Source organism: Vreelandella sp. V005, from assembly GCF_052645115.1.
Window position 1 is genome coordinate 240,810 of the sequence record NZ_JBQXYA010000004.1, and the last position, 25,581, is coordinate 266,390.

21 protein-coding genes and 2 tRNA genes are annotated in these 25,581 nt (G+C 55.6%); 22 read left to right on the plus strand and 1 reads right to left on the minus strand.

The features are described from left to right. The first annotated feature begins 60 nt into the window (after positions 1-60). The 7 genes from dnaJ to greA all read left to right on the plus strand — a co-directional run bounded on the left by dnaJ (position 61) and on the right by greA (position 8,888). Positions 61-1,206 (plus strand): molecular chaperone DnaJ, encoded by a 1,146-nt coding sequence (gene dnaJ, locus ACUN8H_RS12295; RefSeq protein WP_445532375.1) that lies wholly within the window; start codon positions 61-63, stop codon positions 1,204-1,206. An 88-nt stretch (positions 1,207-1,294) separates the two neighbouring features. Then, complete coding sequence (locus ACUN8H_RS12300; protein ID WP_445532376.1) at positions 1,295-2,191, plus strand: DMT family transporter; 897 nt, start codon at positions 1,295-1,297, stop codon at positions 2,189-2,191. A 184-nt stretch (positions 2,192-2,375) separates the two neighbouring features. Next, positions 2,376-2,657: a DUF2218 domain-containing protein gene (locus tag ACUN8H_RS12305; protein ID WP_445532377.1), complete on the plus strand. Its 282-nt coding sequence runs from the start codon at positions 2,376-2,378 to the stop codon at positions 2,655-2,657. 127 nt (positions 2,658-2,784) lie between these two features. Continuing rightward, positions 2,785-3,591 carry a 4-hydroxy-tetrahydrodipicolinate reductase gene (gene dapB / locus ACUN8H_RS12310; protein ID WP_445532378.1) on the plus strand — a complete coding sequence of 269 codons (807 nt, stop codon included), beginning with the start codon at positions 2,785-2,787 and terminating at the stop codon, positions 3,589-3,591. A 380-nt stretch (positions 3,592-3,971) separates the two neighbouring features. Beyond that, positions 3,972-5,117, plus strand: a complete 1,146-nt coding sequence (carA, locus tag ACUN8H_RS12315) for a glutamine-hydrolyzing carbamoyl-phosphate synthase small subunit (protein ID WP_445532420.1) — start codon at positions 3,972-3,974, stop codon at positions 5,115-5,117. A 67-nt stretch (positions 5,118-5,184) separates the two neighbouring features. Further along, positions 5,185-8,415 carry a carbamoyl-phosphate synthase large subunit gene (gene carB, locus ACUN8H_RS12320; protein WP_445532379.1) on the plus strand — a complete coding sequence of 1,077 codons (3,231 nt, stop codon included), beginning with the start codon at positions 5,185-5,187 and terminating at the stop codon, positions 8,413-8,415. After that, positions 8,412-8,888, plus strand: a complete 477-nt coding sequence (gene greA / locus ACUN8H_RS12325; protein WP_009287920.1) for a transcription elongation factor GreA — start codon at positions 8,412-8,414, stop codon at positions 8,886-8,888. The genes carB and greA overlap by 4 nt, the downstream gene beginning before the upstream one ends. An 89-nt stretch (positions 8,889-8,977) precedes the next feature. Here greA and yhbY read toward each other — a convergent pair whose 3' ends face one another. Next, positions 8,978-9,304, minus strand: a complete 327-nt coding sequence (gene yhbY / locus ACUN8H_RS12330) for a ribosome assembly RNA-binding protein YhbY (protein ID WP_008958789.1) — start codon at positions 9,302-9,304, stop codon at positions 8,978-8,980. Positions 9,305-9,418: 114 nt separating this feature from the next. Here yhbY and rlmE point away from each other — a divergent pair, with 114 nt between their 5' ends. From rlmE to pnp, 15 genes are all read left to right on the plus strand, one after another. Beyond that, a complete protein-coding gene (gene rlmE, locus ACUN8H_RS12335) occupies positions 9,419-10,066 on the plus strand; it encodes a 23S rRNA (uridine(2552)-2'-O)-methyltransferase RlmE (RefSeq protein ID WP_445532380.1) in 648 nt (215 codons plus the stop codon). A 288-nt stretch (positions 10,067-10,354) separates the two neighbouring features. Next, a complete protein-coding gene (gene ftsH, locus ACUN8H_RS12340) occupies positions 10,355-12,361 on the plus strand; it encodes an ATP-dependent zinc metalloprotease FtsH (RefSeq protein ID WP_445532381.1) in 2,007 nt (668 codons plus the stop codon). A 137-nt stretch (positions 12,362-12,498) separates the two neighbouring features. Next, positions 12,499-13,401 (plus strand): dihydropteroate synthase, encoded by a 903-nt coding sequence (gene folP / locus ACUN8H_RS12345; RefSeq protein WP_445532382.1) that lies wholly within the window; start codon positions 12,499-12,501, stop codon positions 13,399-13,401. Further along, positions 13,398-14,747 carry a phosphoglucosamine mutase gene (gene glmM, locus ACUN8H_RS12350; protein WP_445532383.1) on the plus strand — a complete coding sequence of 450 codons (1,350 nt, stop codon included), beginning with the start codon at positions 13,398-13,400 and terminating at the stop codon, positions 14,745-14,747. The genes folP and glmM overlap by 4 nt, the downstream gene beginning before the upstream one ends. Before the next feature lie 121 nt (positions 14,748-14,868). Then, the gene (tpiA, locus tag ACUN8H_RS12355; protein ID WP_445532384.1) at positions 14,869-15,618 is read left to right on the plus strand and encodes a triose-phosphate isomerase; all 750 of its coding nucleotides are present in this window, start codon (positions 14,869-14,871) and stop codon (positions 15,616-15,618) included. A gap of 4 nt (positions 15,619-15,622) precedes the next feature. Next, on the plus strand, positions 15,623-15,982 hold the full coding sequence (gene secG / locus ACUN8H_RS12360) for a preprotein translocase subunit SecG (protein WP_113269739.1): 360 nt from the start codon (positions 15,623-15,625) through the stop codon (positions 15,980-15,982). Between the two features lie 44 nt (positions 15,983-16,026). Further along, a tRNA-Leu gene (locus ACUN8H_RS12365) sits at positions 16,027-16,113 on the plus strand. A gap of 164 nt (positions 16,114-16,277) precedes the next feature. Beyond that, positions 16,278-16,354: transfer RNA gene (locus ACUN8H_RS12370), tRNA-Met, on the plus strand. 339 nt (positions 16,355-16,693) lie between these two features. Continuing rightward, positions 16,694-17,155 (plus strand): ribosome maturation factor RimP, encoded by a 462-nt coding sequence (gene rimP / locus ACUN8H_RS12375; RefSeq protein ID WP_445532385.1) that lies wholly within the window; start codon positions 16,694-16,696, stop codon positions 17,153-17,155. Between the two features lie 72 nt (positions 17,156-17,227). Continuing rightward, positions 17,228-18,742 carry a transcription termination factor NusA gene (gene nusA, locus ACUN8H_RS12380; protein ID WP_445532386.1) on the plus strand — a complete coding sequence of 505 codons (1,515 nt, stop codon included), beginning with the start codon at positions 17,228-17,230 and terminating at the stop codon, positions 18,740-18,742. Between the two features lie 27 nt (positions 18,743-18,769). Further along, positions 18,770-21,349: a translation initiation factor IF-2 gene (gene infB / locus ACUN8H_RS12385; protein ID WP_445532387.1), complete on the plus strand. Its 2,580-nt coding sequence runs from the start codon at positions 18,770-18,772 to the stop codon at positions 21,347-21,349. Positions 21,350-21,367: 18 nt separating this feature from the next. Further along, positions 21,368-21,778, plus strand: a complete 411-nt coding sequence (gene rbfA, locus ACUN8H_RS12390) for a 30S ribosome-binding factor RbfA (RefSeq protein WP_445532388.1) — start codon at positions 21,368-21,370, stop codon at positions 21,776-21,778. Continuing rightward, the gene (truB, locus tag ACUN8H_RS12395) at positions 21,778-22,698 is read left to right on the plus strand and encodes a tRNA pseudouridine(55) synthase TruB (RefSeq protein WP_445532389.1); all 921 of its coding nucleotides are present in this window, start codon (positions 21,778-21,780) and stop codon (positions 22,696-22,698) included. The genes rbfA and truB overlap by 1 nt, the downstream gene beginning before the upstream one ends. Before the next feature lie 163 nt (positions 22,699-22,861). After that, positions 22,862-23,131 (plus strand): 30S ribosomal protein S15, encoded by a 270-nt coding sequence (rpsO, locus tag ACUN8H_RS12400; RefSeq protein WP_007111823.1) that lies wholly within the window; start codon positions 22,862-22,864, stop codon positions 23,129-23,131. A 162-nt stretch (positions 23,132-23,293) separates the two neighbouring features. Further along, entirely contained in the window at positions 23,294-25,462 is a 2,169-nt protein-coding gene (pnp, locus tag ACUN8H_RS12405; RefSeq protein ID WP_445532390.1) for a polyribonucleotide nucleotidyltransferase, read from the plus strand. Positions 25,463-25,581: the final 119 nt, after the last annotated feature.

Here is a 25,581-nt window from a genome sequence, read left to right on the forward strand (position 1 = left end):
AGATCATTACCTAGCTAAATGTGCAGTTGAGTGCGTAGCTAACCAGGAGGCGTAGGGCCTATGTCCAAACGCGATTATTACGAAGTCCTGGGTGTCGAAAAAGGGGCCGATCAGAAAGAGATCAAGAAGGCCTATCGCCGTCTGGCGCAAAAATTCCACCCTGATCGAAACCCGGACGATACCACCTCCGCGGAGAAATTCCGCGAAGTGTCCGAAGCCTATGAAGTGCTGAGCGACGGCGAGAAGCGCGCTGCCTATGACCAGTTTGGCCATGCGGGCGTTGATGGCCAAGGTGGCGGCGGTGGTTTCGGCGGCGCAGGCGCTGGCGATTTCAGCGACATTTTCGGCGATGTGTTTGGCGATATTTTCGGCGGAGGCGGTGGCCGGCGTCGTGGGCCCAATGCCCCGGCACGCGGTTCCGACCTGCGCTATAACCTAGAGCTGGATCTGGAAAATGCCGTTTCAGGCACCACAGTCGATATCCGCGTACCACGGCATATCGAGTGTGACCGCTGTGATGGCGGCGGCGCTGAGCCCGGTTCTTCTAAAGAGACGTGTCCTACCTGCCATGGCCACGGCCAAGTGCGTATGCAGCAGGGCTTCTTTGCCGTGCAGCAAACGTGCCCGACCTGTCATGGTTCTGGCCAGCACATCAAAGTGCCGTGCCATAAGTGTAATGGCGAAGGGCGCGTACGCGAGACCCGCACACTCTCTGTGAAGATTCCGCCGGGTGTGGATACCGGTGATCGTATTCGTTTGAACGGCGAAGGTGAAAGCGGTGTAAACGGCGGCCCGCCTGGGGATCTGTACGTCCAGGTAGCCATCAAGCCGCACCATATCTTCCAGCGAGACGGCAAACACCTGCAGTGTGATGTGCCGATCAATTTTGTTGATGCCGCATTGGGTGGCGAGCTTGAGGTACCCACGCTAGATGGCCGCGTGAAGCTGAAGATTCCACCGGAAACTCAAACCGGCAAGCTATTCCGCCTGCGTGGTAAAGGCGTGAAGCCTGTACGCGGTGGTATGCCAGGTGATCTGCTGTGCAAAGTGGTAGTGGAGACCCCCGTCAAGCTTAACGACGAGCAGCGCGACCTATTGCGCCAGCTGCAACAAAGTTTCGACGACAGCAACAGCCACAATCACTCGCCGAAGAAAACCGGTTTCTTCGATAGCGTGAAGAGCTTCTTTGAAGATATGAAGCCGTAAAGCTGCAATAATGGTAAACAACTAGTTGTATGGTTCAAAAACCCTCGGTTCGCCGGGGGTTTTTGCTATTTAGGGAATGATCTGCGCGATGGACAATCTTCAGGATAAGCCCATCAAGGGAATTTTGCTTAGGATACTCTCAGGCGCCCTGTTTACCGGCATGCTGGTGTGCATTAAGGCAGTCAGTGACGAAGTGCCGGTGGGGCAGTCGATATTTTTTCGCTCGTTGTTTGCGCTGTTCCCGATCGTTATTTTTCTAATGATCCGCCGGGAGTTTCCCAGCGCATTGGCTACCCGTCGACCACTGGGCCATTTATTGCGCTCTGGATTGGGGGCGGCGATGTTCTTCTCGTTTTCCGCCGTGGCGTTCTTGCCGGTGGCCGAGGCGACGCTGCTGATTCAACTGGCGCCGGTGTTTATGGCGATAGGTGGCGTGCTGCTGCTCGGTGAAAAGTTTTCCTATTATCGCGCTGGCGCGGTTGTGCTGGCACTGGCAGGTATGGCCGTGCTGGTGATTCCTGGGCTTAATGCCAGTGAAGGCGATGAGCGGCTGCTGGGTTATGTGCTGGGTACGCTGGGGGCGTTATTGACCGCTGGGGCGCTGCTTACCGTTCGGCGTATCTCGCGCACCGAAACCGCTGGCGCTATCGCCTTCTACTTTATTGTGGTGGCAGCGCTAGCCGGGCTGGCGACGCTGCCGCTGGGGTGGGCCACGCTTAGTGACACCCAGCTTGCGCTTTTGGTGCTTTCGGGCCTGTTTGGCGGGGCGGGGCATATCGCCATGACGCTAGCGTTCCGCTATGCCGAAGTCTCACAGCTGGCTCCCTTTGAATATGTGGCGCTCGTCTGGCCTGTGATCGCCGATTGGGCGCTGTTTGGAATACCGGTTTCCAGTGGCTTTCTGCTGGCGTTACCGCTGATGTTAAGCGGGGTAGCGCTAGCTGCTATGGAGGGGCGGCGGCTTAGGTGGCTGCTTCGACGGTAAGCTGAGGCTGGTCTTGCGAGCAGAGGAAGCATTTAATCCCAGAGCGACGTTTAGAGAGGAACGCTTGAATGTCGTTTTTAACTACGCTGAAACGTGCCGTTCCAGCGGTGTAACATTCAGTACTTGGCAGCGCTGGTCGCTTCGCTCTAGGCTTAGAGGTAGATAATTTCTTGGAGTCACTGCTATGCCGCTTTCCCGCGCTGAAATTGCTACACCGTCTGCTGAGCGTTTGATCAATCGCCTTTGTAAGCACTGGGCGCACAAATTGGAAGTAGAGCAAAGCGACCAGCAAGGCAAAATCGCGTTTGCTACCGGTACCTGCTTAATGCTCGCTGAGCCCGATAAGCTGGTGGTCGCCATCGAAACTCTGGAAGAGGAGCATCTGGATGAGCTTGAAGGCGTGGTAGAACGTCATCTGATGCGTATGGCGGGCGATGAAGAGCTGGCGATTGTCTGGGAAAACTAATGGCGAAGAGCTAAACCACGCTTTTGGTGCATAAGCCTTGCACCGAATGCGCGTGTGCGTCTGTTATAATCGCCGCAATTTTTAAAGCTTGAGTTTTCGCACCGAAACGCAGAGCGCAGGAGAGAGCATGACCCGAATTGCCATAGTAGGCGTGGCTGGCCGCATGGGCCGCACGTTGGTAAATGCTATTGAGCAGGATGCTGAGGCCACCTTGGCTGGCGGTATCCTAGAGCCAGGCAGCTCACTGGTGGGGGCTGACATTGGTGAGCTAGCCGGCGCGGGTAAGCGCGGCGTCGTTGCGGTCGATTCACTCGCCTCGATTGTTGATGATTTTGATGTGCTGATCGACTTCACAGCTCCCCAGGTCACGCTCGGTAATTTGGCGTTCTGCGCTGAACACGGTAAACGCATCGTGATTGGTACCACCGGCATGAGCGATGATGAGCTGGCGCAGCTCGACAGCTATCGCGATAAAGTCGCTATGGTGTTTGCCCCCAATATGAGCGTTGGCGTGAATCTAACGCTGAAGCTGCTCGAAACCGCTGCTAAGGCGCTGGGCGATGAAGGTTACGATATCGAAGTCATCGAGTCGCATCACCGCCACAAAGTGGATTCGCCTTCCGGCACTGCCATTAAAATGGGCGAAGTGATCGCCGACAGCCTGGGGCGCACCCTGAAAGAGCACGGCGTGTTCGAGCGGGTAGGGCAGTGCGGCCCTCGCACCGATAAAGAGATTGGCTTTGCCACTGTGCGCGCGGGCGATATCGTGGGCGAGCACACGGTGATGTTTGCCACCGAAGGCGAGCGCATCGAAATTACTCACAAAGCCTCCAGCCGGATGACCTTTGCCAAAGGCGCGGTGCGCGCGGCGCGCTGGGTCGTTGACAAAGAGAGTGGCCGTTACGATATGCAGGATGTGCTGGGGCTGGATTAAGAAAACACTAATGTCTGCGGGTGTTACGATTAAGGGGTAGTTCTAGGCCAAGAATTCCTGTAACATTTCAAAAATTTTGGCCGGGTGGCTTAGAAGCTCTGACTTACAGACCTTAGACGGCGCGCTTGTTGCGTTGGCCAGCCCAAAGCCTGCCCCGAGTCCGCTAGCCAATTTTAGGTTGTGCCAGCGGCTCAGAAGGCATCGAACAACAAGCGGGATGAAACCGATTTTTTTTATCGGCTTCGTCCCGCTTTTTTACGACCTCATTATTGATAACGAATCGTTTGATGATGAGGCCGTAGATTCATGAAGAATTTGCTGAGCCTGCGCCCTACAGGCTCCCACCAGCATGGGAGGATCTTGTTTTGAATAACCCCGCATTGAGCAAACCCGCAATATTGGCCTTGGAAGATGGCAGCGTGTTCCACGGTATCGCTATTGGCGCGGAGGGAGTAACAAGCGGTGAGGTGGTGTTCAATACGGCCATGACCGGCTACCAAGAAATTCTGACTGATCCCTCTTATACTCGCCAAATCGTTACTCTCACTTACCCCCATATCGGCAACACCGGCATTAACCCTGAAGACATCGAGTCCGCCTCGATTGCGGCGGCGGGCCTGGTGATTCGCGATTTGCCGCTAATGGCCAGTAGCTTTCGCTCACGTCAGTCGCTGTCGGATTACTTGAAAAGCCAGAATGTACTGGGTATTGCCGATATCGATACCCGCCGCCTGACGCGTATTTTGCGTGATAAAGGTGCCCAAAATGGCGCCATTTTGGCAGGGGCCGAGGCCGAAGGCGATGACGCCGTTGAGCGCGCGCTGGAAGCCGCCAAAGCATTCCCAGGGTTGAAGGGGATGGATCTGGCGAAAGAGGTTTCCTGCAAAGAAGCCTACGAGTGGACGGAAGGCGAGTGGACCTTGGATGAAGGCTACGCGGATACCGCTCAGAGCGAACGCCCTTACCACGTGGTGGCCTATGACTACGGGGTGAAATTTAACATTCTGCGCATGCTGGCCGCGCGCGGCTGCCGCCTGACCGTCGTGCCCGCGCAAACGCCTGCCGCTGAGGTGCTGGCGATGAAACCCGATGGCGTGTTTTTAGCCAACGGCCCAGGCGACCCAGAGCCCTGCGACTACGCGATCAAGGCAATTCAAGACGTGCTGGAAACCGATATTCCGGTGTTTGGTATCTGCCTGGGTCACCAGCTGCTGGCGCTGGCCGCCGGTGGGAAAACGGTAAAAATGGGCCACGGCCACCACGGTGCTAACCACCCGGTGCAGGACCTGGACACTGGCACGGTAATGATTACCAGCCAAAACCACGGCTTTGCGGCAGATGAGGCGACCCTGCCTGCTAACGTGCGCGCCACGCACCGGTCGCTGTTCGATGGCACCTTGCAGGGAATCGAGCTTACCGACCGGCCGGCATTTAGCTTTCAAGGCCACCCGGAAGCGAGCCCCGGCCCGCGCGATGTGGCGCCGCTTTTTGATCGCTTCGTGGCTATGATGCAGGCACGTCGCTAACGCGTCCTCGTATCACCGTATTGTCGTCTCTTGTCGCTCATCGTCACCATTTTTTGCGGGAACCGTTATGCCTAAGCGTACCGACATTAACAGTATTTTGATCATTGGCGCTGGCCCGATTGTGATCGGCCAGGCCTGCGAATTCGACTACTCCGGCGCCCAGGCGTGTAAAGCGCTGCGCGAGGAGGGTTACCGGGTGATTTTGGTTAACTCCAACCCCGCCACGATTATGACCGACCCGGCCATGGCCGATGCGACCTACATCGAGCCCATCACTTGGCAGGCGGTAGAAAAAATCATCGAAGCCGAGCGCCCAGATGCCATTCTGCCCACCATGGGCGGCCAGACAGCGCTCAACTGTGCTCTGGAGCTTGATCATCATGGCGTGCTCGAAAAGTACGGCGTCGAGATGATCGGCGCCAACGCCGATGCGATCAACATGGCCGAAGACCGCGACCTGTTCGATCAGGCCATGAAGCGTATTGGCTTGGAGTGCCCGAAAGCGAAGGTCGCCCACACGATGGATGAGGCCTGGGAAATTCAGGCAGAGCTTGGCTTCCCGACCATTATTCGGCCTTCCTACACCATGGGTGGCTCCGGCGGCGGCGTGGCGTACAACAAGGAAGAGTTTGAAGAAATCTGTACCCGTGGTTTCGAACTCTCCAACAACCACGAGCTGCTCATCGATGAGTCGCTGCTGGGTTGGAAAGAGTATGAGATGGAAGTGGTGCGCGACAAAAACGACAACTGCATCATTGTCTGCGCGATTGAAAACTTCGACCCCATGGGCGTGCACACCGGCGACTCCATCACCGTGGCCCCGGCACAAACGCTGACCGATAAAGAGTATCAGATCATGCGTGACGCCAGCCTCGCGGTACTGCGCGAGATTGGTGTAGAGACCGGTGGCTCCAACGTCCAGTTTGGTATGGACCCCAAAACCGGGCGCCTGGTGGTGATTGAAATGAACCCGCGAGTGTCGCGTTCCTCCGCGCTGGCGTCCAAGGCGACCGGGTTTCCGATTGCCAAGATTGCCGCGAAGTTAGCGGTGGGCTATACGCTGGATGAGCTGCAAAACGATATTACCGGTGGCCGTACGCCGGCGTCGTTCGAGCCGTCTATCGATTACGTGGTTACCAAGATTCCGCGCTTTACCTTCGAGAAGTTCCCTCAGGCCAACGACCGCCTGACCACGCAGATGAAGTCAGTGGGCGAAGTAATGGCGATTGGTCGTACTTTCCAAGAGTCGCTGCAGAAAGCGCTGCGCGGCCTGGAAACCGGTAACGATGGTCTTGATCCGATCATTACCGACTTCACGCCGGACAACATGGCGATTATCCAGGGCGAGCTGCAGGCCGCCGGTGCCGAGCGTATTTTCTACGTGGCGGACGCCATGCGCTCAGGCATGAGTGTCGATGAGGTCTTTGCGTTAACCAACATCGATCCCTGGTTCCTAGTGCAGTTGGAAGATCTGGTGCTGACTGAAAGCGCGGTTGCCAAGCGCACGCTGGCTGATTTTTCCGCTCGTGAGCTTTTCCAGCTCAAGCGTAAAGGCTTCGGCGATGCGCGCCTGGCCAAACTGCTGAATGTCAGCGAAAAAGTATTTCGTCAAACCCGCCAGGCCGCCGGTATTCGCCCGGTGTATAAGCGCGTCGATACCTGTGCCGCAGAGTTTGCTTCTGATACCGCCTATATGTACTCCACCTATGAAGAGGAGTGCGAAGCGGATGTGTCTGATCGTCAGAAGATCATGGTGCTGGGCGGTGGCCCTAACCGTATCGGCCAAGGGATCGAGTTCGATTACTGCTGCGTTCACGCGGCGTTTGCCATGCGCGACGACGGCTATGAAACGATCATGGTCAACTGCAACCCGGAAACCGTTTCGACCGATTACGACACCTCCGATCGCCTCTACTTCGAGCCGGTAACGCTGGAAGACGTGCTCGAAATCGCCGATAAAGAGAAGCCGGTAGGCGTGATCGTTCAGTTTGGTGGCCAAACGCCGCTGAAACTGGCGCGCGAATTGGAAGCCGCCGGTGTGCCCATTATCGGTACCACTCCGGACGCTATTGACCGCGCTGAAGACCGCGAGCGTTTTCAGGTGATGATCGACAAGCTGGGCCTCAAGCAGCCCCCCAACGCGACCGCTCGCAGCTTTGCCGAAGCCTTCGATAAAGCGGCAGCGATTGGCTACCCGCTGGTGGTGCGCCCCAGCTACGTGCTGGGTGGCCGGGCCATGGAGATCGTCTACGACGCCTCTGAGCTTGAAAACTACATGACCCACGCGGTGAAAGTTTCCAACGATTCACCGGTGTTGCTCGATCACTTCTTGAGTGCTGCGATCGAGATCGATATCGATGCCGTGTCGGATGGTCAGCAGGTCGTGATCGGCGGCATCATGCAGCACGTAGAGCAAGCGGGCGTTCACTCCGGTGACTCTGCCTGCGCGCTGCCGCCTTACTCGTTGCCGGCCGATGTGCAGAACGAGATGCGCGAGCAGGTCAAGCAGATGGCCGTTGAGCTGGGCGTGAAAGGCCTAATGAACGTGCAGCTGGCCTGGCAGGATGGCGAGATCTATGTGATCGAGGTCAACCCACGCGCCTCGCGTACCGTGCCCTTTGTGTCCAAGTGCATCGGCACGTCATTGGCGCAGATTGCGGCCCGCTGCATGGCCGGTAAAACCCTGGCTGAACAGGGCTTTGAGAAGGAAATCGTGCCGCACTTCTATAGTGTTAAAGAGGCCGTTTTCCCGTTCAATAAATTTCCCGGTGTCGACCCGATTCTGTCGCCGGAAATGAAGTCCACCGGCGAAGTAATGGGCTCTGGCGATACCTTCGCTGAGGCGTTTTTCAAGGCTCAGCTGGGCGCAGGCGAAGCAATACCGGCGCTGACCGGCGAGCGTAAAGCGTTCCTTTCCGTGCGTGAACCGGACAAGGCAGGGATTATCGAAGTAGGGCGTTCTCTGTTAGCATTAGGTTTTACGCTATGTGCAACTCGGGGAACAGCAGCTGCTTTAGAAGCTGCTGGGCTTGCCGTGGAGCACGTCAATAAAGTTTACGAAGGTCGTCCCCATATCGTCGATCTGCTCAAGAACGACGAAATTGCCTACATTGTGAACACTACCGAAGGTCGTCAGGCCATTAATGACTCTTCGGTCATTCGCCGTACTGCTCTCGCGCGCAAGGTGCCCTATGCGACCACCTTGGCGGGCGCTAATGCTGTTTGCATGGCGCTTGAGTACGGTAGGGAGATTACGGTGCGGCGCCTTCAGGATCTGCATGCAGGAGCAAGTCAATGAACAAGGTCCCGATGACAGTGGCGGGAGAAAGAAGCCTTCGTGAAGAGCTCGACCACCTTAAAAGCGAAGCGCGTCCGCAGGTGATCGCGGCCATCGCTGAAGCGCGTGAGCACGGTGATCTGAAAGAGAACGCCGAGTATCACGCTGCCCGCGAGCAGCAAGGGTTCATCGAAGGGCGTATTCAAGAGATCGAAAGTAAGCTCTCTGTTGCGCAAGTAATTGACGTCACGAAATTGCCGAAAACCGGCAAGGTCATTTTTGGTGTGACCGTATCGCTAATGAATCTGGACACCGATGCAGAAGTGACTTATCGCATCGTTGGTGAAGATGAAGCGGATATTAAGTCCGGCCGTATCTCGGTGACGTCGCCCATCGCTCGTGCCCTCATCGGTAAAGAGGAGGGTGATGTCGTGGTGGTCAAAACCCCCGGTGGTGATGTGGAGTACGAAGTAGGTAGCGTCGAGCACGTATAATAAAAACGCCCCTTCAATTGACCCTATGGGTCGGTTGAAAGGGCGTTTTGGTGCGACGAGACGCTATTGCCCCGCGTTTCATTCAACGCTTAATGGCGGCCGTGGTGATTCTCAAAGCGGGTAACATTGGAAAGCTTTGGATTCACCTGTGGGTTTCTGCGGTACAGCAGCGCCATTTTGCCAATGGTTTGCACAAGGTCGGCACGGCTGTTGGCGATTAGTTCGGCTATCATGGCAGCCCGATCATCACGCTCAGGAATGGCGAGTTTCACTTTGATCAGTTCGTGATCGGTGAGTGCGCGGTTAAGTTCTGCGAGCAAATTTTCGGAGACGCCGTTCTCAGAAACGGTGACCACGGGGTTAAGGTGGTGGCCAATGCTACGAAATGCTTTCTTTTGTGCCTGTGACAAGCTCATGGTATCTTGCGGTATCCCGGTTAGCGCTTAACGCTCCATCTTACGGTGAAATGCCACCGAGTGAAAGCGATCGCGTGAATGCGCCCATCTCTTATTCCAGTGTTAGATTCCTACATGCAGCAAAAGCCCCCAAACCGTAAACACTCCGTCAGCAAGACCAGTAATAACTGGAAGAAGGAGCATTTTGACGACCAGTATGTGAAGCAGAGTTGGCAGGATGGCTATCGCTCTCGTGCCAGCTACAAGTTGATCGAACTGGATGAGAAGGACAAGCTGCTAAGACCTGGAATGACGGTGATTGACCTAGGCGCAGCCCCCGGTGGATGGAGTCAAATTGCCGCAGAGCGGGTAGGGCCTGAAGGTGTGGTGATCGCATCTGATATTCTCGAAATGGATGCGCTGGCAGGCGTTGATTTCATCCAGGGGGATTTTACCGAAGAAGCGGTGTTAGAGGCGATACTAAAACGCCTGGATAATCGCCGCGTAGACCTTGTGATGTCGGATATGGCCCCCAATATGAGTGGTATGGCAGCCATTGATCAGCCCCAGGCGATGTACTTAGTGGAGCTAGCGTTGGAGCTTGCGCGCGAAACGTTGTCACCCGGTGGTCGATTTTTAGCTAAAGTATTCCAAGGGGAGGGGTTTGACGCTTACCTGAAAGAGCTACGTGGCAGCTTCAGCAAGGTAATGACTCGCAAGCCAGATGCTTCTCGGGCTCGCTCCCGTGAGGTGTATTTTCTGGCCGAAGGGTTTCGCGGTTAAGGTATCCTATGGTTCGATGCCCTTAAAGGATGACCTTAAAAGGGTGCAGTAACGGTGCGTGTGGTTCATAGCCAAGATTTATCAGCGCGATTGCCAGACAGGCAAGCGCAACGTGTGTCACATTAGTCGCTATAAGTGCGCGTGACACAGATGGCCCGAGGCATAAGACGCTTTGGCAATGGTTGAACGCTTGATGCTGCTGTAATGTCATAGCACTAGATTGTTTAGTAGCGGACTTCACTGAGCATCAGGGTTTAACTGACGGATTCTTGTAATGAGGGTAGCCCCTTGAACGATATGGCGAAGAACCTGATTCTGTGGTTGGTCATCGCGGCCGTCCTACTGACAGTGTTCAATAATTTCAGTACGGAAAGCGCACCGCAAAACACGAACTATTCCCAGTTTGTGCAGCAGGTGCAAAATCAGCAGGTACGTAGTGTCACGATTGATGGTTACACCATCAGCGGTGAGCGCACGGACGGCTCTCAGTTCCAGACCATCCGCCCAGCGGCGGAAGATCCGAAGCTGATGGACGACCTGTTGAGCAATAACGTGACGGTGGTGGGTAAAGAGCCAGAGCAGCAAAGCATCTGGACGCGCCTGCTAATCGCTAGCTTCCCGATTCTGCTGATTTTGGGCATTTTTATGTTCTTTATGCGCCAAATGCAGGGCGGGGCTGGCGGTGGTAAAGGCGGCCCGATGAGCTTTGGTAAATCGAAAGCCAAGCTGCTCTCCCAAGATCAGATTAAAACCACCTTTGCCGACGTGGCGGGCTGCGACGAAGCGAAAGAAGAGGTCGAAGAGCTGGTCGACTTCCTACGTGACCCGACCAAGTTTCAGCGCCTGGGCGGTATGATTCCCCGCGGCGTGCTAATGGTAGGTCCTCCTGGTACGGGTAAAACGCTGCTGGCCAAGTCGATTGCTGGCGAAGCCAAAGTGCCGTTCTTCTCTATCTCGGGTTCCGATTTCGTTGAGATGTTCGTGGGTGTCGGTGCATCGCGTGTGCGCGACATGTTCGAGCAAGCCAAGAAGCAGGCGCCTTGTATCATCTTTATCGACGAGATCGATGCCGTGGGTCGCTCGCGTGGCACCGGTATGGGCGGCGGTAACGACGAACGCGAACAGACCTTGAACCAGTTGCTGGTCGAGATGGATGGCTTTGAAGCCAACGAAGGTATCATCGTGATTGCCGCGACCAACCGTCCTGACGTACTTGACCCTGCGTTAATGCGCCCAGGCCGTTTTGACCGCCAAGTCACGGTTGGCTTGCCGGATATTCGTGGTCGCGAGCATATCCTGGGTGTTCACCTGCGTAAGGTGCCGCTGGCAGATGACGTTAAGCCGCAGTTGATCGCACGGGGTACGCCGGGCTTCTCCGGTGCGGACTTGGCCAACTTGGTCAACGAATCTGCCCTGTTTGCCGCGCGCCGCAATAAGCGCCTGGTCAGCATGGAAGAGCTTGAGCTGGCCAAAGACAAGATCATGATGGGCGCTGAGCGCAAGTCGATGGTCATGACCGATAAAGAGAAGCTCAACACGGCTTACCATGAATCGGGTCACGCTATTATCGGTTTGGTCGTGCCTTCGCATGATCCAGTTTATAAGGTAACGATTATCCCTCGCGGCCGCGCCCTCGGCGTGACGATGTTCCTGCCGGAAGAGGATCGTTACAGTCTGTCGCGTCAGCAAATTTTGGGGCAAATCTGTTCACTGTTTGGCGGCCGTATTGCCGAAGAGATGACACTGGGGCCCAACGGGGTAACCACCGGCGCTTCAAATGACATCAAGCGCGCCACTGAACTAGCCCATAACATGGTGGCGAAGTGGGGCTTATCGGACGAGATGGGTCCGATCATGTACGACGAGGACGAATCGCATCAGTTCCTGGGTGGTCCTGGCCAGGGTGGCAGCAAGATGAAGTCTGGCGATACCACCACGCGGCTCGATAAAGAAGTGCGTAAAATCATCGATGATTGTTATGAGCAGGCGCGCCAAATCCTGACCGACAATCGCGATAAGCTCGACGCCATGGCTGAAGCATTGATGAAATACGAAACCATCGATGCCAATCAGTTGAAGGACATCATGGAAGGCCGTGAGCCGCGTCCGCCAGAAGGTTGGGACGATGGTGACTCGTCTGGTGGCGGTACGCCTGTAAGTGGTGACAAGCCTAAAGTGCAGGAAGCTAACGACGATTCGTCATCGGATGCTTCTGGCAGTGACGGTGAAGAGGAGGAGGATGATGAGCCGCGTCGGCGTCCCTCTGATCCTCTGGGTGGCCCTGCAGGCCCGTAGAGCATGAGGTGGGGATGAGATAGTTGACCACTCGTATGAGCTGAAGGCGCCCCGTCAAGGGGCGCCTTTTTTTGTTATGCTGTGCTCATACACTGCAATGTTTCTTTTCTTGATCAGGCTGCAGCATGAAATCAATAATGGACACGTCTTCGACGCGAACCGCTGGTACTGCTTTCCAACTGCGCTGTGGGCGCCACCTACTAGACCTCTCCTTTCCCCGTGTGATGGGCATTCTCAATGTCACGCCCGACTCTTTTTCGGATGGCGGGCAGCATGTCGCCTTGGATGATGCGTTACGCCATGCCGAGCGCATGCTGGCGGAAGGGGCGGCGATGATTGATGTAGGCGGCGAGTCGACCCGCCCTGGCGCTACCCCTGTCACTCCCCAGGAGGAGTTGGATCGTGTCGCGCCGGTGGTGGAGCTGCTGGTGCGCGAACTGGATGCGTTAGTGTCGGTGGACACCAGTTGCCCCATGGTGATGCGCGAGGCGAGTGAGCTGGGCGCTGGAATGATTAACGATGTACGTGCGTTAGAGCGCGAAGGGGCACTAGTGGCCGCCGTGGGCAGTGGTCTGCCCGTGTGTTTGATGCACCGCCAAGGCGAGCCGCAGAACATGCAGCAGGCACCCGCTTATACGCGCCCCATAGAAGAGGAGGTGGCTGGCTATTTGGCGCGCCGAGTGGCTGAGTGTGAGACCGCCGGGCTGCGCCGTAATCGGCTGTTAGTGGATCCAGGCTTTGGCTTCGGCAAAAGCGTCGAACACAATCTACGCTTACTCAAATATATGGAGGCTCTACAGGCGTTAGAGCTTCCATTGCTGGTAGGTATGTCGCGCAAGAGTATGATTGGTAAGGTGTTAGGCCGTCCGGTGGAGGAGCGTCTCCCCGGCGGCTTGGCGTTAGCGGCCATGGCGGTAGAGCGTGGAGCGAATATTCTGCGAGTACATGATGTCGCTGCAACGGTTGATGCAGTCAACATGGCGTGGGCGGTATTACAAGAAGGCTGCGAGCCGCCGCTTAACAAGGAGTCTGACGCATGACAAGGCGCTATTTTGGTACCGATGGTATCCGTGGCACAGTGGGGCAGTCGCCCATTACGGCTGATTTTATGCTCAAGTTAGGCTGGGCGGCGGGGCAGGTATTGCGCCGTGATAAAGGTCGAACGCGGGTCCTGATCGGTAAAGATACGCGTATCTCCGGCTATATGTTCGAGTCTGCTCTGGAGGCAGGGCTTTCAGCGGCCGGTGTCGATGTGTCGCTGCTTGGGCCAATGCCAACGCCAGGTATCGCCTACTTAACACGGACGTTCCGTGCTGATGCGGGGATTGTGATTTCGGCATCGCACAATCCGTTTGATGATAACGGCATCAAGTTTTTCTCCGCAGAAGGTAAAAAGCTTCCCGATGATACGGAGGATCGGATCGAGGAAATGCTGGAGGCGCCGCTGACCACGGCAGAGGCCGCTCAGTTGGGTAAAGCAACCCGCATCGACGATGCAGCCGGCCGTTATATCGAATTTTGCAAATCAACCCTGCCGGATCGGCTCAGCCTGCACGGCTTGAAAGTGGTGCTGGACTGCGCCCATGGCGCTACTTACCACATCGCACCTAATGTGTTTCGTGAGCTGGGCGCTTACGTTACCACCATTGGTTCCGCGCCTGACGGTTTGAATATCAATCAACAGGTGGGTTCAACCCATCCGGCGGCACTGCGCGCCGCTGTCATTCAGCAGAGTGCGGATTTAGGCATTGCGTTCGACGGTGATGGTGATCGTGTCCTGCTGGTGGATGGCGATGGGCGCGAAGTGGACGGTGACGATATTCTCTATCTGATCGCCCGCGACCGTCACGAGCGTGGTTTGCTGCAAGGCGGTGTGGTGGGCACGTTGATGTCTAATTTTGGTCTATCCATGGCGCTGGATAGGCTGGGTATTCCTTTTGAGCGGGCGAAAGTGGGTGACCGCTTTGTGATGGAGCGCATGGCGGCCAACGGCTGGGAGCTGGGCGGCGAGTCGTCTGGCCACATTGTGTGCGGCCATGTGCAGACCACCGGCGACGGTATCGTCTCGGCGCTGCAGGTGTTGGCGCTGATGATGCGGGAACAGAAGAGTTTGCCGACCCTGTTAAAAGAGCTGGAGAAGGTGCCCCAGGCGCTGGTCAATGTGCGTTTGCCTGCCCAGGCAAGTGCTCAAGAAGTCATGGCTTCTGCGCCACTTCAGCAAGCGGTGGCTGCGCTAGAGTATGAACTGGGCGATGAGGGGCGTGTATTGCTGCGCCCATCGGGCACCGAGCCATTGATTCGTGTGATGGTGGAAGGGCGTGCCCATTTGGACGTCGATCAGTTGGCGCAAAGTTTAGCCAATCAAGTCCAGGCACTGCTCAAATAGACGTTCCCAGCTAATCGGCATGGCTAGCTGGTTCGGTAAACCTATTGTGTGCTTGCAACAGCGGTTGTCTTGACAAGGCCGCTCCTATACCATTTCGCTCCACCATGAGTGAGGAGAGTCGATGCGTACGCCTTTAATCGCCGGTAACTGGAAAATGAACGGTTCCGTGGCGTTGATCAACGAATTTGGCCAGGCCTTCTCTGCTGCCGTATCGCCAAAAGAGGTGGATGTCGTTATCATTCCGCCGTTCCCCTATTTGGATTCGGCGCGTCTTGCCTTCGAAGGCACGGTGCTGTCGTTGGGTGCACAGACGCTGAATCCCATTCATTCGGGAGCGCATACCGGGGAAGTGAGTGGTCGCATGCTCAAAGAGTTTGCGGTCTCTTACGTACTGGTTGGGCATTCGGAGCGGCGTCAGCTTTATAAAGAGAGCGACGACCAGATTTTTGCGCGCCTACTGGCGGCATTGAGCGTGGATATCACGCCGATTCTCTGTGTAGGTGAATCCCTAGAGGAGCGCGACGCGGGGCGTACGATGGACGTAGTGTTACGCCAGGTAGGGCATGTGATGTCTCGCCTAGAGCCAGACCAGCGCCAGCAAGTCGTCATCGCCTACGAACCCGTTTGGGCCATTGGTACGGGGCGCACCGCCACGCCTGAGCAAGCCCAAGAGGTCATGGCAGGCATTCGTGCTTACCAGGCAGGCTTTGATAAAGGGCTCGCTGAGCAGCTTCGGTTGCTTTATGGCGGCAGTATGAATGCAAGTAATGCGGCTGAGCTGCTTGCTCAGCCGGATATCGACGGCGGTCTAGTGGGCGGAGCCTCACTCAAGATCGATGATTTTTATGCCATTTGTCAGTCAGCAGGATAACGCCATGCAAGTTGCAATTCTTATGATCCACGTGGTGATTGCGGTCGCCCTGGTGGTACTCATCCTGCTTCAGCAGGGTAAAGGTGCCGAAGCCGGCGCTGCTTTTGGGGGCGGCGCATCACAAACAGTGTTTGGCTCTAGGGGTAGCGGTAACTTTTTGTCGCGTACGACGGCCATTTTGGCGGCGGGTTTTTTCGTTACTTCCATGGCGCTGGCTTATTTCGCAACACAAGCTGGCCAAGCGCCTGAAGCGGGCATTCCGGACTCACGCCTGATCGAGCAGCAGCAAAGCGTCCCCACGCTTGACGACAGACCTGCAGATGTGGATAATACCGCGCCAGTGCTAGAGGAAAGCAACGACTAAGTAGTTGAAGTTTCGGTCGCTGTTATTTTTTAGTCTCCCTTGATGCCGAAGTGGTGGAATTGGTAGACACGCTATCTTGAGGGGGTAGTGACCGTATGGTCGTGCGGGTTCAAGTCCCGCCTTCGGCACCATCTGTTTTGCTGGCTCGCCAGCTTCCCAGAATGCCTTTTTCGCCAGAATGAGTACGTTGCATTCGATAGGTAGGCGAAAAAGTCAGCGTTAAGTAAGTAACGCTTGAAGCAAGTAGTTCTTGACGTAAGTAGCTTTGATGTCTATTATCGTCGACCTAGATTGATGCGGGGTGGAGCAGTCTGGTAGCTCGTCGGGCTCATAACCCGAAGGTCATCGGTTCAAATCCGGTCCCCGCTACCATTTTCTAGTAGCATGTTTGTCAGCTGTTTTCTCTATTTATATAGACTGAATTATATAGATTGAAAATGGCGGCTATCAGGTTAATCCTGGGGCGTGTTGCTGAAACGGTACTTAAGGTTTCTTTTAAAAAGCCCCTTCCAGTGAAGGGGCTTTTTGTTAGCAGCTTTTGGTTAGCAAGCGCAGTGGGCTATCGCCCGCTCATTGCTAACACGAGTAATCTTAATAGCGGATGCCTCCGGATAACCGGAAGCACATTTCCGAGTAACGCCAATCAGCCACCTAGCTTTTCTAAAAACTCCTGGCCAGGTGCCTGATGCAACGGCTATAGGAGCTTTGTCTGTGGCCACTAAACACGCTGCGCTTCACGCGCTGATCGAACCTGTTGTTGCTGCCATGGGCTTTGAGCTATGGGGCATCGACCATCTTTCCCAGGGCAAAAACTCGCGGCTGGTGATTTATATCGAGCGCGAGAGTGGCGTCAGCGTTGAAGACTGCGCAGATATAAGCCGCCAAGTCAGTGCTGTCATGGATGTAGAAGACCCCATTGCCGGTGAGTACCGGTTGGAAGTCTCCTCGCCTGGCATGGCACGTCCCTTGTATTCCCTGGATCAGTTTACCCGCTTTCAAGGTCATCACGTCGCGCTCAAACTGCGCACTGCCTTTGACGGGCGGCGCAAGTATCAAGGGCTTTTGGTCGGTGTGGAAGGGGATGAAATACTCCTACAGCTGGATGGCGAAGAGTATTGCTTTCCTATTGAGAGTATTGATTCTGCTCACATTGTACCGCAGTTCGACGATTAACCGGGTAGCGGCGCTGCCGGCAGGCTGCCGGTGTGATGCACATAAGGATAGGTTTTCTGGCGAGGCATACGCATGAGTAAAGAAATTTTAATGGTCGTTGACGCGATCTCCAATGAGAAGGGCGTCCCACGTGATGTCATCTTCGAAGCGGTAGAAGCTGCTCTTGCGAGCGCGTCGCGCAAGCGTTTCGAAAAAGAAGAAGCCAATGTGCGCGTGCATATTGATCGCCGCACTGGTGAATACGAAACCTTTCGCTTCTGGACAGTCGTTGAAGACGACGAGTTCGAAACGCCAGATTACGAAATTAAAGAGACCATTGCCGAGCAGCGCGATCCGCCGCTGAAATTGGGAGATGTGGTCGAAAAAAGCATCGAAAATGCGTCTTTTGGCCGTATTGCTGCGCAAACCGCCAAGCAGGTGATCGTACAAAAAGTACGCGAAGCCGAGCGGGCCGAAGTCGTGCGTCAATATGCTGATCGTGAAGGTGAGCTGGTGGCTGGGATCGTTAAGAAGACGACCCGCGATGGCTTGATCATCGATTTGGGCGAAAACGCCGAGGCTTTTTTGCCGCGCAATGAAATGATCCACGGCGAGCGTTACCGCATGAATGAGCGGGTACGTGCCTTGTTGGTCAAAGTAGACCCAGAAGCTCGCGGTGCTCAGCTTCAGTTGTCTCGCACGTGCCCTGAGCTGATCATTGAACTGTTCAAGATTGAAGTCCCTGAAATCGCCGAGCAGTTAATTGAGATTAAAGGGGCCGCGCGTGATCCCGGTTCGCGCGCCAAAATTGCGGTTAAAACCAATGATCGCCGCATCGATCCCGTCGGCGCCTGTGTAGGTATGCGCGGTTCGCGCGTTCAAGCGGTCTCTTCGGAGCTGCAAAACGAACGCGTTGATATCGTGCTGTGGGACGACAACCCTGCCCAGTTGGTGATTAACGCCATGGCGCCTGCCGACGTGGGGTCTATCCTTGTTGACGAAGATGCCCACGCGATGGACGTGGCCGTGGCCCAGGACAATCTGGCCCAGGCCATTGGCCGGAGCGGTCAGAACGTACGTTTGGCCTCTGAGCTCACCGGCTGGCGCATTAACGTCATGACCGAAGAGGAAGCAGAGTCTAAGCGCGACCAAGAGATTGATAGCCTGGTCGACTCTTTCATCCAACACCTCGAAGTGGATGAAGATGTCGCCCGCCTGTTAGTGGAAGAGGGGTTCACAACCCTGGAAGAAGTCGCCTACGTGCCGCTGGAAGAAATGCTTGAAATCGAAGAGTTCGATGAAGATTTGGTCGAAGAGCTACGTGCACGTGCGAAAGACGAGCTGCTGACGATGGCAATTGCCTCGGAAGAAGCGCTAGACGGTGCCCAACCAGCAGCAGATCTGCTGGAAATGGATGGCATGGAGCGCCACCTGGCCTTCATCCTGGCCAGTCGCGGCATTGTCACCATGGAGGATCTCGCCGAGCAGTCTGTCGACGATCTGGTCGATATCGAGGAGTTGGACGAAGCGCGCGCAGCGGCACTGATCATGACTGCCCGTGCGCCCTGGTTTGAAGTCGATGACGCATCGGATTCGAACACACAGTAAACAGGTCACGGGCTGAGGAGGGTCACTATGTCAGATATGACAGTTAAAGATTTCGCAGTAAAGGTGGGCCGTGATGTGCCTCGCCTATTAGAGCAAATGAAAGAAGCGGGTTTAAAGCATGCTTCTGAAAGCGATGCAGTGTCTGAAGAAGATAAGCAGAAGCTGCTGAGTTTTCTGAAGAAGAGCCACGGCGGTAGCGACACGGGTGATGCCAGTAAAAACCGTATTACGCTGACACGTAAAACGCGTAGCCGTATCAATACCGGTGAGCGCGGCAAAACCATCGAAGTGCAGGTGCGTAAGAAGAAAACCTACGTCAAAAGCGCTGAAGATGAGAAGCCGAAAGCCCCTGAGCCTAGCTATACCGGCCCACGCCAGCTAGTCGGCGATATGGCAGAAGCGGAAGCTGAGCGTAAAGTCAGCGATGCACGTGCCGCCGAAGAAAAAGCGGCTGCGCAGAAGGCCCAGGCAGCTAAAGCCGCTGAAGAGGCTGCTAGCAAGAAAGAAGCTGCCGCTAAGAAGCCAGCCGACGCCAAGCCGAAAACTGAAAAAGCGCCGGTAGCGCCCGATATCGACGTGCCCAATCTTGAGATTGACGACACACCATCCGGCGACGATATGCCGCCAGCGCCGCCGAAAGAAGGCCGCTCTGACCGCCGTACGGCGCCGCCTAAGAAGACCGCAGCGAAAGCCAAAGGACGTCGTGACGATGAAGATCGTGGCGATCGCGAAGAGCGTAAGCGCGGTGGTGGCGGTAAGAAGGTAAAACGTGCCGAGCAACGTCGTGGTGGTCGCCGTGGTGGCAACCAGACCGGCAATGGCAAGCACGCCTTCCAGAAACCGACCCAGCCGATCGTGCGTGAAGTGTCGATCCCTGAGTCCATCAGCGTGGCGGAATTGGCCGACAAAATGTCGATCAAGGCCAACGAAGTGATCAAAGCCATGTTTAACATGGGCGCGGCGGTCACTATCAACCAAACCATCGATCAGGATACTGCTGCGATCGTGGTGGAAGAGATGGGCCACACGCCGAAGCTGGTGAAAGATGACGCGCTGGAAACGGAAATGCTCGAAGGCATCTCCTACGAAGGCGAAGAGATCACTCGTTCACCGGTCGTGACCGTGATGGGTCACGTCGACCACGGTAAAACATCGCTGCTGGATTACATCCGTAAAGCGAAAGTGGCCACCGGTGAAGCGGGTGGTATCACCCAGCACATTGGCGCGTACCACGTGGAAGATAACCACGGTGGCGTGACCTTCCTGGATACGCCTGGTCACGCGGCGTTTACCGCTATGCGTGCCCGTGGTGCCAAGGCAACGGACGTGGTCATTCTCGTTGTCGCAGCGGATGACGGCGTGATGCCGCAAACCATTGAGGCGATTGAGCACTCCAAAGCCGCCGAAGTTCCCATGGTGGTGGCGGTGAACAAGATCGATAAGCAGGGCATCGATCTGGATCGCATCAAAAACGAGCTTTCGCAGCACGGCGTTATTTCGGAAGAGTGGGGCGGTGATACGCAGTTCGTTCACGTGTCTGCTAAGACCGGTGAAGGTATGGAAGAGCTGCTGGAAGCGATCCAGCTGGCCTCCGAAGTACTTGAGCTAAAAGCGGTGCCTTCCGCACCGGGTAAAGGGGTTGTGGTTGAATCACGCCTTGATAAAGGTCGTGGTCCGGTCGCTACCGTGCTGGTTCAGAACGGCACGCTGAGAAAGGGCGATATCGTCCTGGCTGGCCTGCACTACGGCCGCGTACGTGCGCTGACCAACGAACTTGCCCAGCAAGTCGATGAAGTTGGCCCGGCCATGCCGGTCGAGATTCAAGGCTTGGGCGGCACGCCGGATGCCGGTGATGACTTCATGGTCGTGGCCGACGAGAAGAAAGCCCGGGAAGTGGCTAACTTCCGTCAAGGCAAATACCGCGAAGTGCGCCTGGCGCGTCAGCAGAAGGCCAAGCTGGAGAACATGTTCAGCCAGATGGGCCAAGACGAAGTGGCCAAGGTCAACATCGTCCTCAAAGCCGACGTACAAGGCTCGCTGGAAGCGATCAAAGGCGCCCTGGAAGAGCTCTCCACTGATGAAGTCGAAGTGGCGGTGGTCTCCTCGGGTGTGGGCGGTATCACCGGTACCGATGCCAACCTGGCGCTAGCGTCTGAAGCCATCGTGGTCGGCTTTAACGTCCGTGCTGATGCCGCTGCCCGTGAGATCGTTGAGCGCGAAGGCCTGGATCTGCGTTACTACAGCGTTATTTACCAATTGATCGACGAGGTCAAGCAGGCGATGAGCGGTATGCTCGCACCTGAGTGGAAAGAAGAGATCGTCGGTATTGCTGAAGTGCGCGATGTATTCCGTGCGCCGAAGATTGGTGCTATCGCTGGCTGTATGGTCATCGAAGGCAACGTTCATCGTAATAAGAAGATCCGCGTGCTGCGTGATGACGTGGTGATCTACGAAGGCGAACTCGAATCGCTGCGCCGCTTCAAAGACGATGTGCAGGAAGTGCGCAATGGCATGGAGTGTGGCATCGGCGTGAAGAACTACAACGATGTCCAAGTCGGCGATAAGATCGAAGTCTTCGACCAAGTGAAGGTCGAGCGTAGCCTGTAAGGCTGCGAGGAGCTAACCATGCGCGAATTTAAGCGTACCGACCGGGTAGCCGACCAGCTCCAAAAGGAGCTGGCGGTACTTATTCAACGTGAAGTGAAAGATCCACGTCTAGGCATGGTCACGGTCAGCGGTGTTACCGTTAGCCGTGATCTTGGCTACTCAGATGTCTACGTCACTCTGCTGGGTGAGCAAGAGCCCGAGCGTATTAAGGAAAACCTGCAGGTGCTGAAGCGCGCGGCTGGTTTTCTAAGAAGTCAGATTGCTAAGCGTATCAAGCTTCGCCACGTGCCAGAACTACGCTTTCATTTTGATGAGAGCGTGGTGCGTGGTCAGCAGCTCTCTTCATTGATTGATGAGGCGGTGACGACTGATCGCGCCCGTCATCATGACGACGAGGACGAGCCAGACGCCAGTGAGGAAACTCGCTAGTGGCACGTCAACGACGTGGTTTGCCGGTTAATGGCGTACTCTTGTTGGATAAGCCCAAGGGCGTTTCCAGCAATCATGCGCTGCAGCGCGTTCGTCGGTTGTTCCAGGCGCAAAAAGCTGGGCACACCGGCACGCTAGACCCGATGGCAACCGGTTTATTGCCGATTTGCCTGGGCGAAGCTACCAAGTTTTCATCGCACTTGCTGGAAGCCGATAAGGTATATCGCACCCGGGTAGAGCTAGGGATGATCACCGACACCGGCGATGCTGAAGGTACGATTATTGAGCAGCATGAGGTTCCTAGCCTAAGCGTCGATGACGTGGAAGCTGTGCTCACCCGCTTTCGCGGTGACATTGACCAAGTGCCGCCTATGTATTCGGCCTTGAAGCACCAGGGTAAAAAACTTTACGAACTGGCCCGGGAAGGCAAGCACGTAGAGCGTGCAGCACGCCGGGTAAGCGTGTATGATGCGCGCCTGCTGTCGTTTGATGGCACTGCATTTGAGCTGGAAGTAAGCTGCAGCAAAGGCACTTACATCCGCACGTTAGCCGAAGATATCGGTAAAGCGCTTGGCTGTGGTGCGCACATTAGTCAACTAAGAAGGCTCAAAACGGGGCCTTTTTTAGCCGATGCGATGTGGACATTAGAGGCCTTGGAAGCGTTAGCTGACCAAGCCGCACTGGAAGCTGAACTGATGCCCGTGGATGTGCTGGTCGATCATTTGCCGTCGTTGACGGTGGACGATACTGCCCATACCCGCTTAGCCCATGGCCAGCCTGCCGCTCTAACTACCGGCACGCTTGCGCCAGAGGCGTTAGCTAGACTTTATTACGCCGAGACGTTTATCGGCCTTGGCGTAGTGAAAGGCGACCAGGAAGTGGCGCCTAAGCGACTGTTAAGCACCGTCGCTATCTCGTAAACAGCGTTGCAAGGATGCACCTTCTACGGGAAAATAGTTAATAGAAGATGGCTAGTAGAAATCAGCCATTAGAAGTTAGCTATTAGAAATTAGCAGCTTGAGACTGCAAATATGCGTGGTCTCACCCATTCATTTTTAGGCATATTGCTTACTGGAGAGACAGATGGCTTTAACCGCTGAGAAGAAGGCCGAGATCGTTACTGAATACGGCCGCGGCGACAACGATACCGGTTCCCCTGAAGTGCAGGTTGCCCTGCTGAGCGCCAACATCAATGGCCTGCAGGATCACTTCAAGACCAACAAGCAGGATCACCACTCACGTCGTGGTCTGATCCGCATGGTTAACCAGCGTCGTAAACTGCTGGATTACCTAAAGCGTAAAGATTTCGAACGCTATCAGTCCCTGATTCAGCGTCTGGGTCTGCGTCGTTAAGCGTTAACGGCAACGATTAGAAACGGGCAGCTCCTTGTGAGCTGCCCGTTTTTTTATGTTTCGCATTGACCAGGGAGGGAACTGGTAGCCCTATCGTGCTCCAGCGCCTAGAATGGTAGCGAGTCAAAACGACCTAAATGAATAGACAAGTAGATATTGATAATGCTGAAGGAAGTCGCTGTGAATCCGGTAAAGAAAACGTTCCAGTACGGTCGTAGCACCGTCACGCTCGAAACCGGGCGTATTGCTCGCCAAGCTACCGGCGCTGTCATGGTTACCATGGATGACACCGTCGTGCTGTGCACCGTGGTTGCTCGTAAAGAGGCAAACCCGAGCCAGCCCTTTTTCCCCCTCTCGGTACACTACCAAGAGAAAACCTACGCAGTGGGCAAAATCCCCGGCGGCTTCTTCAAGCGTGAAGGGCGTCCCACTGAAAAAGAGACGCTCACCTCGCGTCTGATCGATCGTCCTATCCGCCCGCTGTTCCCCAAAGGCTTTATGAACGAAGTGCAGGTCGTCTGTACCGTTCTCTCTACCGATCGTAACCACGATCCAGATATCGCCGCACTGCTTGGCACCTCCGCCGCGTTGAGTATCTCTGGCGTACCGTTTAGTGGCCCGATTGGCGCAGCTCGCGTTGGCTTTAACGAAGAGCAGGGTTACTTCCTCAACCCAACTGTTGAAGAGCTAGCTACTTCAGAGCTCGACATGGTCGTTGCCGGCACTGAAAAAGCCGTGCTGATGGTGGAGTCCGAAGCCAAAGAGCTACTCGAAGATGAAATGCTGGGTGCCGTGCTGTTTGGTCACCAGGAAATGCAGGTCGCCATCAGTGCCATCAACGAGCTGGTTGCCGAAGCGGGCAAGCCGCGCTGGGAGTGGCAGGCCGCTGAAGAGAACCAGGCGCTCAAAGCCGCTATGGCCGATGCGTTTGAAGCTAAAGTGGGCGACGCCTACCGCATCACCGACAAGATGCAGCGTCAGGATGCACTGGCTGAGTTAAAAGAGCAGGCGATCGAGCAACTGGCAGCCGATGAAGGCGAACCGGTTAACGACAAATTCAGCAAAGATGACGTCAAAGGCGCCTTCGCTGGCTTGGAAAAACGCGTTGTGCGCTCACGTGTTGTCAAAGGCGAGCCGCGTATCGATGGTCGTGACAACCAAACCGTGCGTCCTTTGGCCATCGAAGTAGGCGTGCTGCCGAAAGCACACGGTTCTGCCGTTTTCACCCGTGGTGAGACGCAGGCAATTGCCGTGGCGACACTGGGCACGCTGCGTGATTCGCAGTTAATTGAATCGCTGGAAGGCGAGCGTAAAGATCGCTTTATGCTGCACTACAACTTCCCCCCTTACTCAGTGGGCGAAGCTGGCTTTATGGGTGGCCCGAAGCGTCGTGAAATCGGTCACGGCCGCTTAGCGCGTCGTGGCGTTCAGGCCATGCTGCCCGCCGAAGACGCTTTCCCCTACACCATCCGCGTGGTGTCTGAAATCACCGAGTCTAACGGTTCAAGCTCAATGGCGTCTGTGTGTGGCTCTTCGCTGGCCTTGATGGATGCTGGTGTGCCGCTGAAAGCACCGGTCGCTGGTATTGCCATGGGCCTGGTGAAAGACGCCGATGGCTTTGCTGTCTTGACCGATATCCTGGGTGACGAAGATCACCTTGGGGATATGGACTTTAAAGTGGCCGGTTCGGAAGAGGGCATCACCGCCCTACAGATGGACATCAAGATCGAAGGCATCAACGAAGAGATTATGGAGCTCGCGCTGCAGCAAGCACTGACCGCGCGTCTGAGTATTCTCGAGCAAATGAATGTCGTGATTAGCCAGAGCCGTAGCGATGTCTCCGACAACGCGCCGTCGATGGCCACCATCAAAATCGATCCTGACAAAATCCGTGATGTTATCGGTAAAGGCGGCGCAACGATCCGCAAAATTTGCGAAGACACCGGCGCGTCCATCGATCTCGATGACGATGGCACCGTCCGTATCTATGCGGAAGATAAAGCCGCTGCGAAACGCGCCATCGATACCGTACTGGCGATTACCGCCGAAGCGGAAATCGGCAAGCTGTATAACGGCAAGGTCGTACGTATTGCTGACTTCGGGGCTTTCGTTAACATCATGCCGGGGACTGATGGCCTGGTGCACATCTCACAGATCGTTGCTGAGCGCGTCAATAATGTGCGCGATTTCTTGAACGAAGGTGATGATGTGATCGTTAAAGTACTGGATATCGACAACCGCAACCGCGTGAAGCTGTCGATGAAAGAGATCACCGAAGAAGAGAAAGCCGCTTTTACAGCGGAACAAGCGGAAACCGAAGCGACGATTTAAAGCGAGTGATGTAAATCGTTAGCTAGGTATCTGATAGCGCCCTCGTAGCTTCTGGCTGCGGGGGCGTTGTTTTTGCAGGGTGTCGGCTTTGTGGCAGGAATAGTTTTTTTCGCCGGATT

Excerpts from the sequence above, each read along its gene's own strand:
- dnaJ (WP_445532375.1), top strand. The coding sequence starts at position 61 with ATGTCCAAACGCGATTATTACGAAGTCCTGGGTGTCGAAAAAGGGGCC.
- ACUN8H_RS12300 (WP_445532376.1), top strand. The coding sequence starts at position 1,295 with ATGGACAATCTTCAGGATAAGCCCATCAAGGGAATTTTGCTTAGGATA.
- ACUN8H_RS12305 (WP_445532377.1), top strand. The coding sequence starts at position 2,376 with ATGCCGCTTTCCCGCGCTGAAATTGCTACACCGTCTGCTGAGCGTTTG.
- dapB (WP_445532378.1), top strand. The coding sequence starts at position 2,785 with ATGACCCGAATTGCCATAGTAGGCGTGGCTGGCCGCATGGGCCGCACG.
- carB (WP_445532379.1), top strand. The coding sequence starts at position 5,185 with ATGCCTAAGCGTACCGACATTAACAGTATTTTGATCATTGGCGCTGGC.
- greA (WP_009287920.1), top strand. The coding sequence starts at position 8,412 with ATGAACAAGGTCCCGATGACAGTGGCGGGAGAAAGAAGCCTTCGTGAA.
- yhbY (WP_008958789.1), bottom strand. The coding sequence starts at position 9,304 with ATGAGCTTGTCACAGGCACAAAAGAAAGCATTTCGTAGCATTGGCCAC.
- rlmE (WP_445532380.1), top strand. The coding sequence starts at position 9,419 with ATGCAGCAAAAGCCCCCAAACCGTAAACACTCCGTCAGCAAGACCAGT.
- folP (WP_445532382.1), top strand. The coding sequence starts at position 12,499 with ATGGACACGTCTTCGACGCGAACCGCTGGTACTGCTTTCCAACTGCGC.
- glmM (WP_445532383.1), top strand. The coding sequence starts at position 13,398 with ATGACAAGGCGCTATTTTGGTACCGATGGTATCCGTGGCACAGTGGGG.
- tpiA (WP_445532384.1), top strand. The coding sequence starts at position 14,869 with ATGCGTACGCCTTTAATCGCCGGTAACTGGAAAATGAACGGTTCCGTG.
- secG (WP_113269739.1), top strand. The coding sequence starts at position 15,623 with ATGCAAGTTGCAATTCTTATGATCCACGTGGTGATTGCGGTCGCCCTG.
- nusA (WP_445532386.1), top strand. The coding sequence starts at position 17,228 with ATGAGTAAAGAAATTTTAATGGTCGTTGACGCGATCTCCAATGAGAAG.
- infB (WP_445532387.1), top strand. The coding sequence starts at position 18,770 with ATGTCAGATATGACAGTTAAAGATTTCGCAGTAAAGGTGGGCCGTGAT.
- rbfA (WP_445532388.1), top strand. The coding sequence starts at position 21,368 with ATGCGCGAATTTAAGCGTACCGACCGGGTAGCCGACCAGCTCCAAAAG.
- rpsO (WP_007111823.1), top strand. The coding sequence starts at position 22,862 with ATGGCTTTAACCGCTGAGAAGAAGGCCGAGATCGTTACTGAATACGGC.
- pnp (WP_445532390.1), top strand. The coding sequence starts at position 23,294 with ATGCTGAAGGAAGTCGCTGTGAATCCGGTAAAGAAAACGTTCCAGTAC.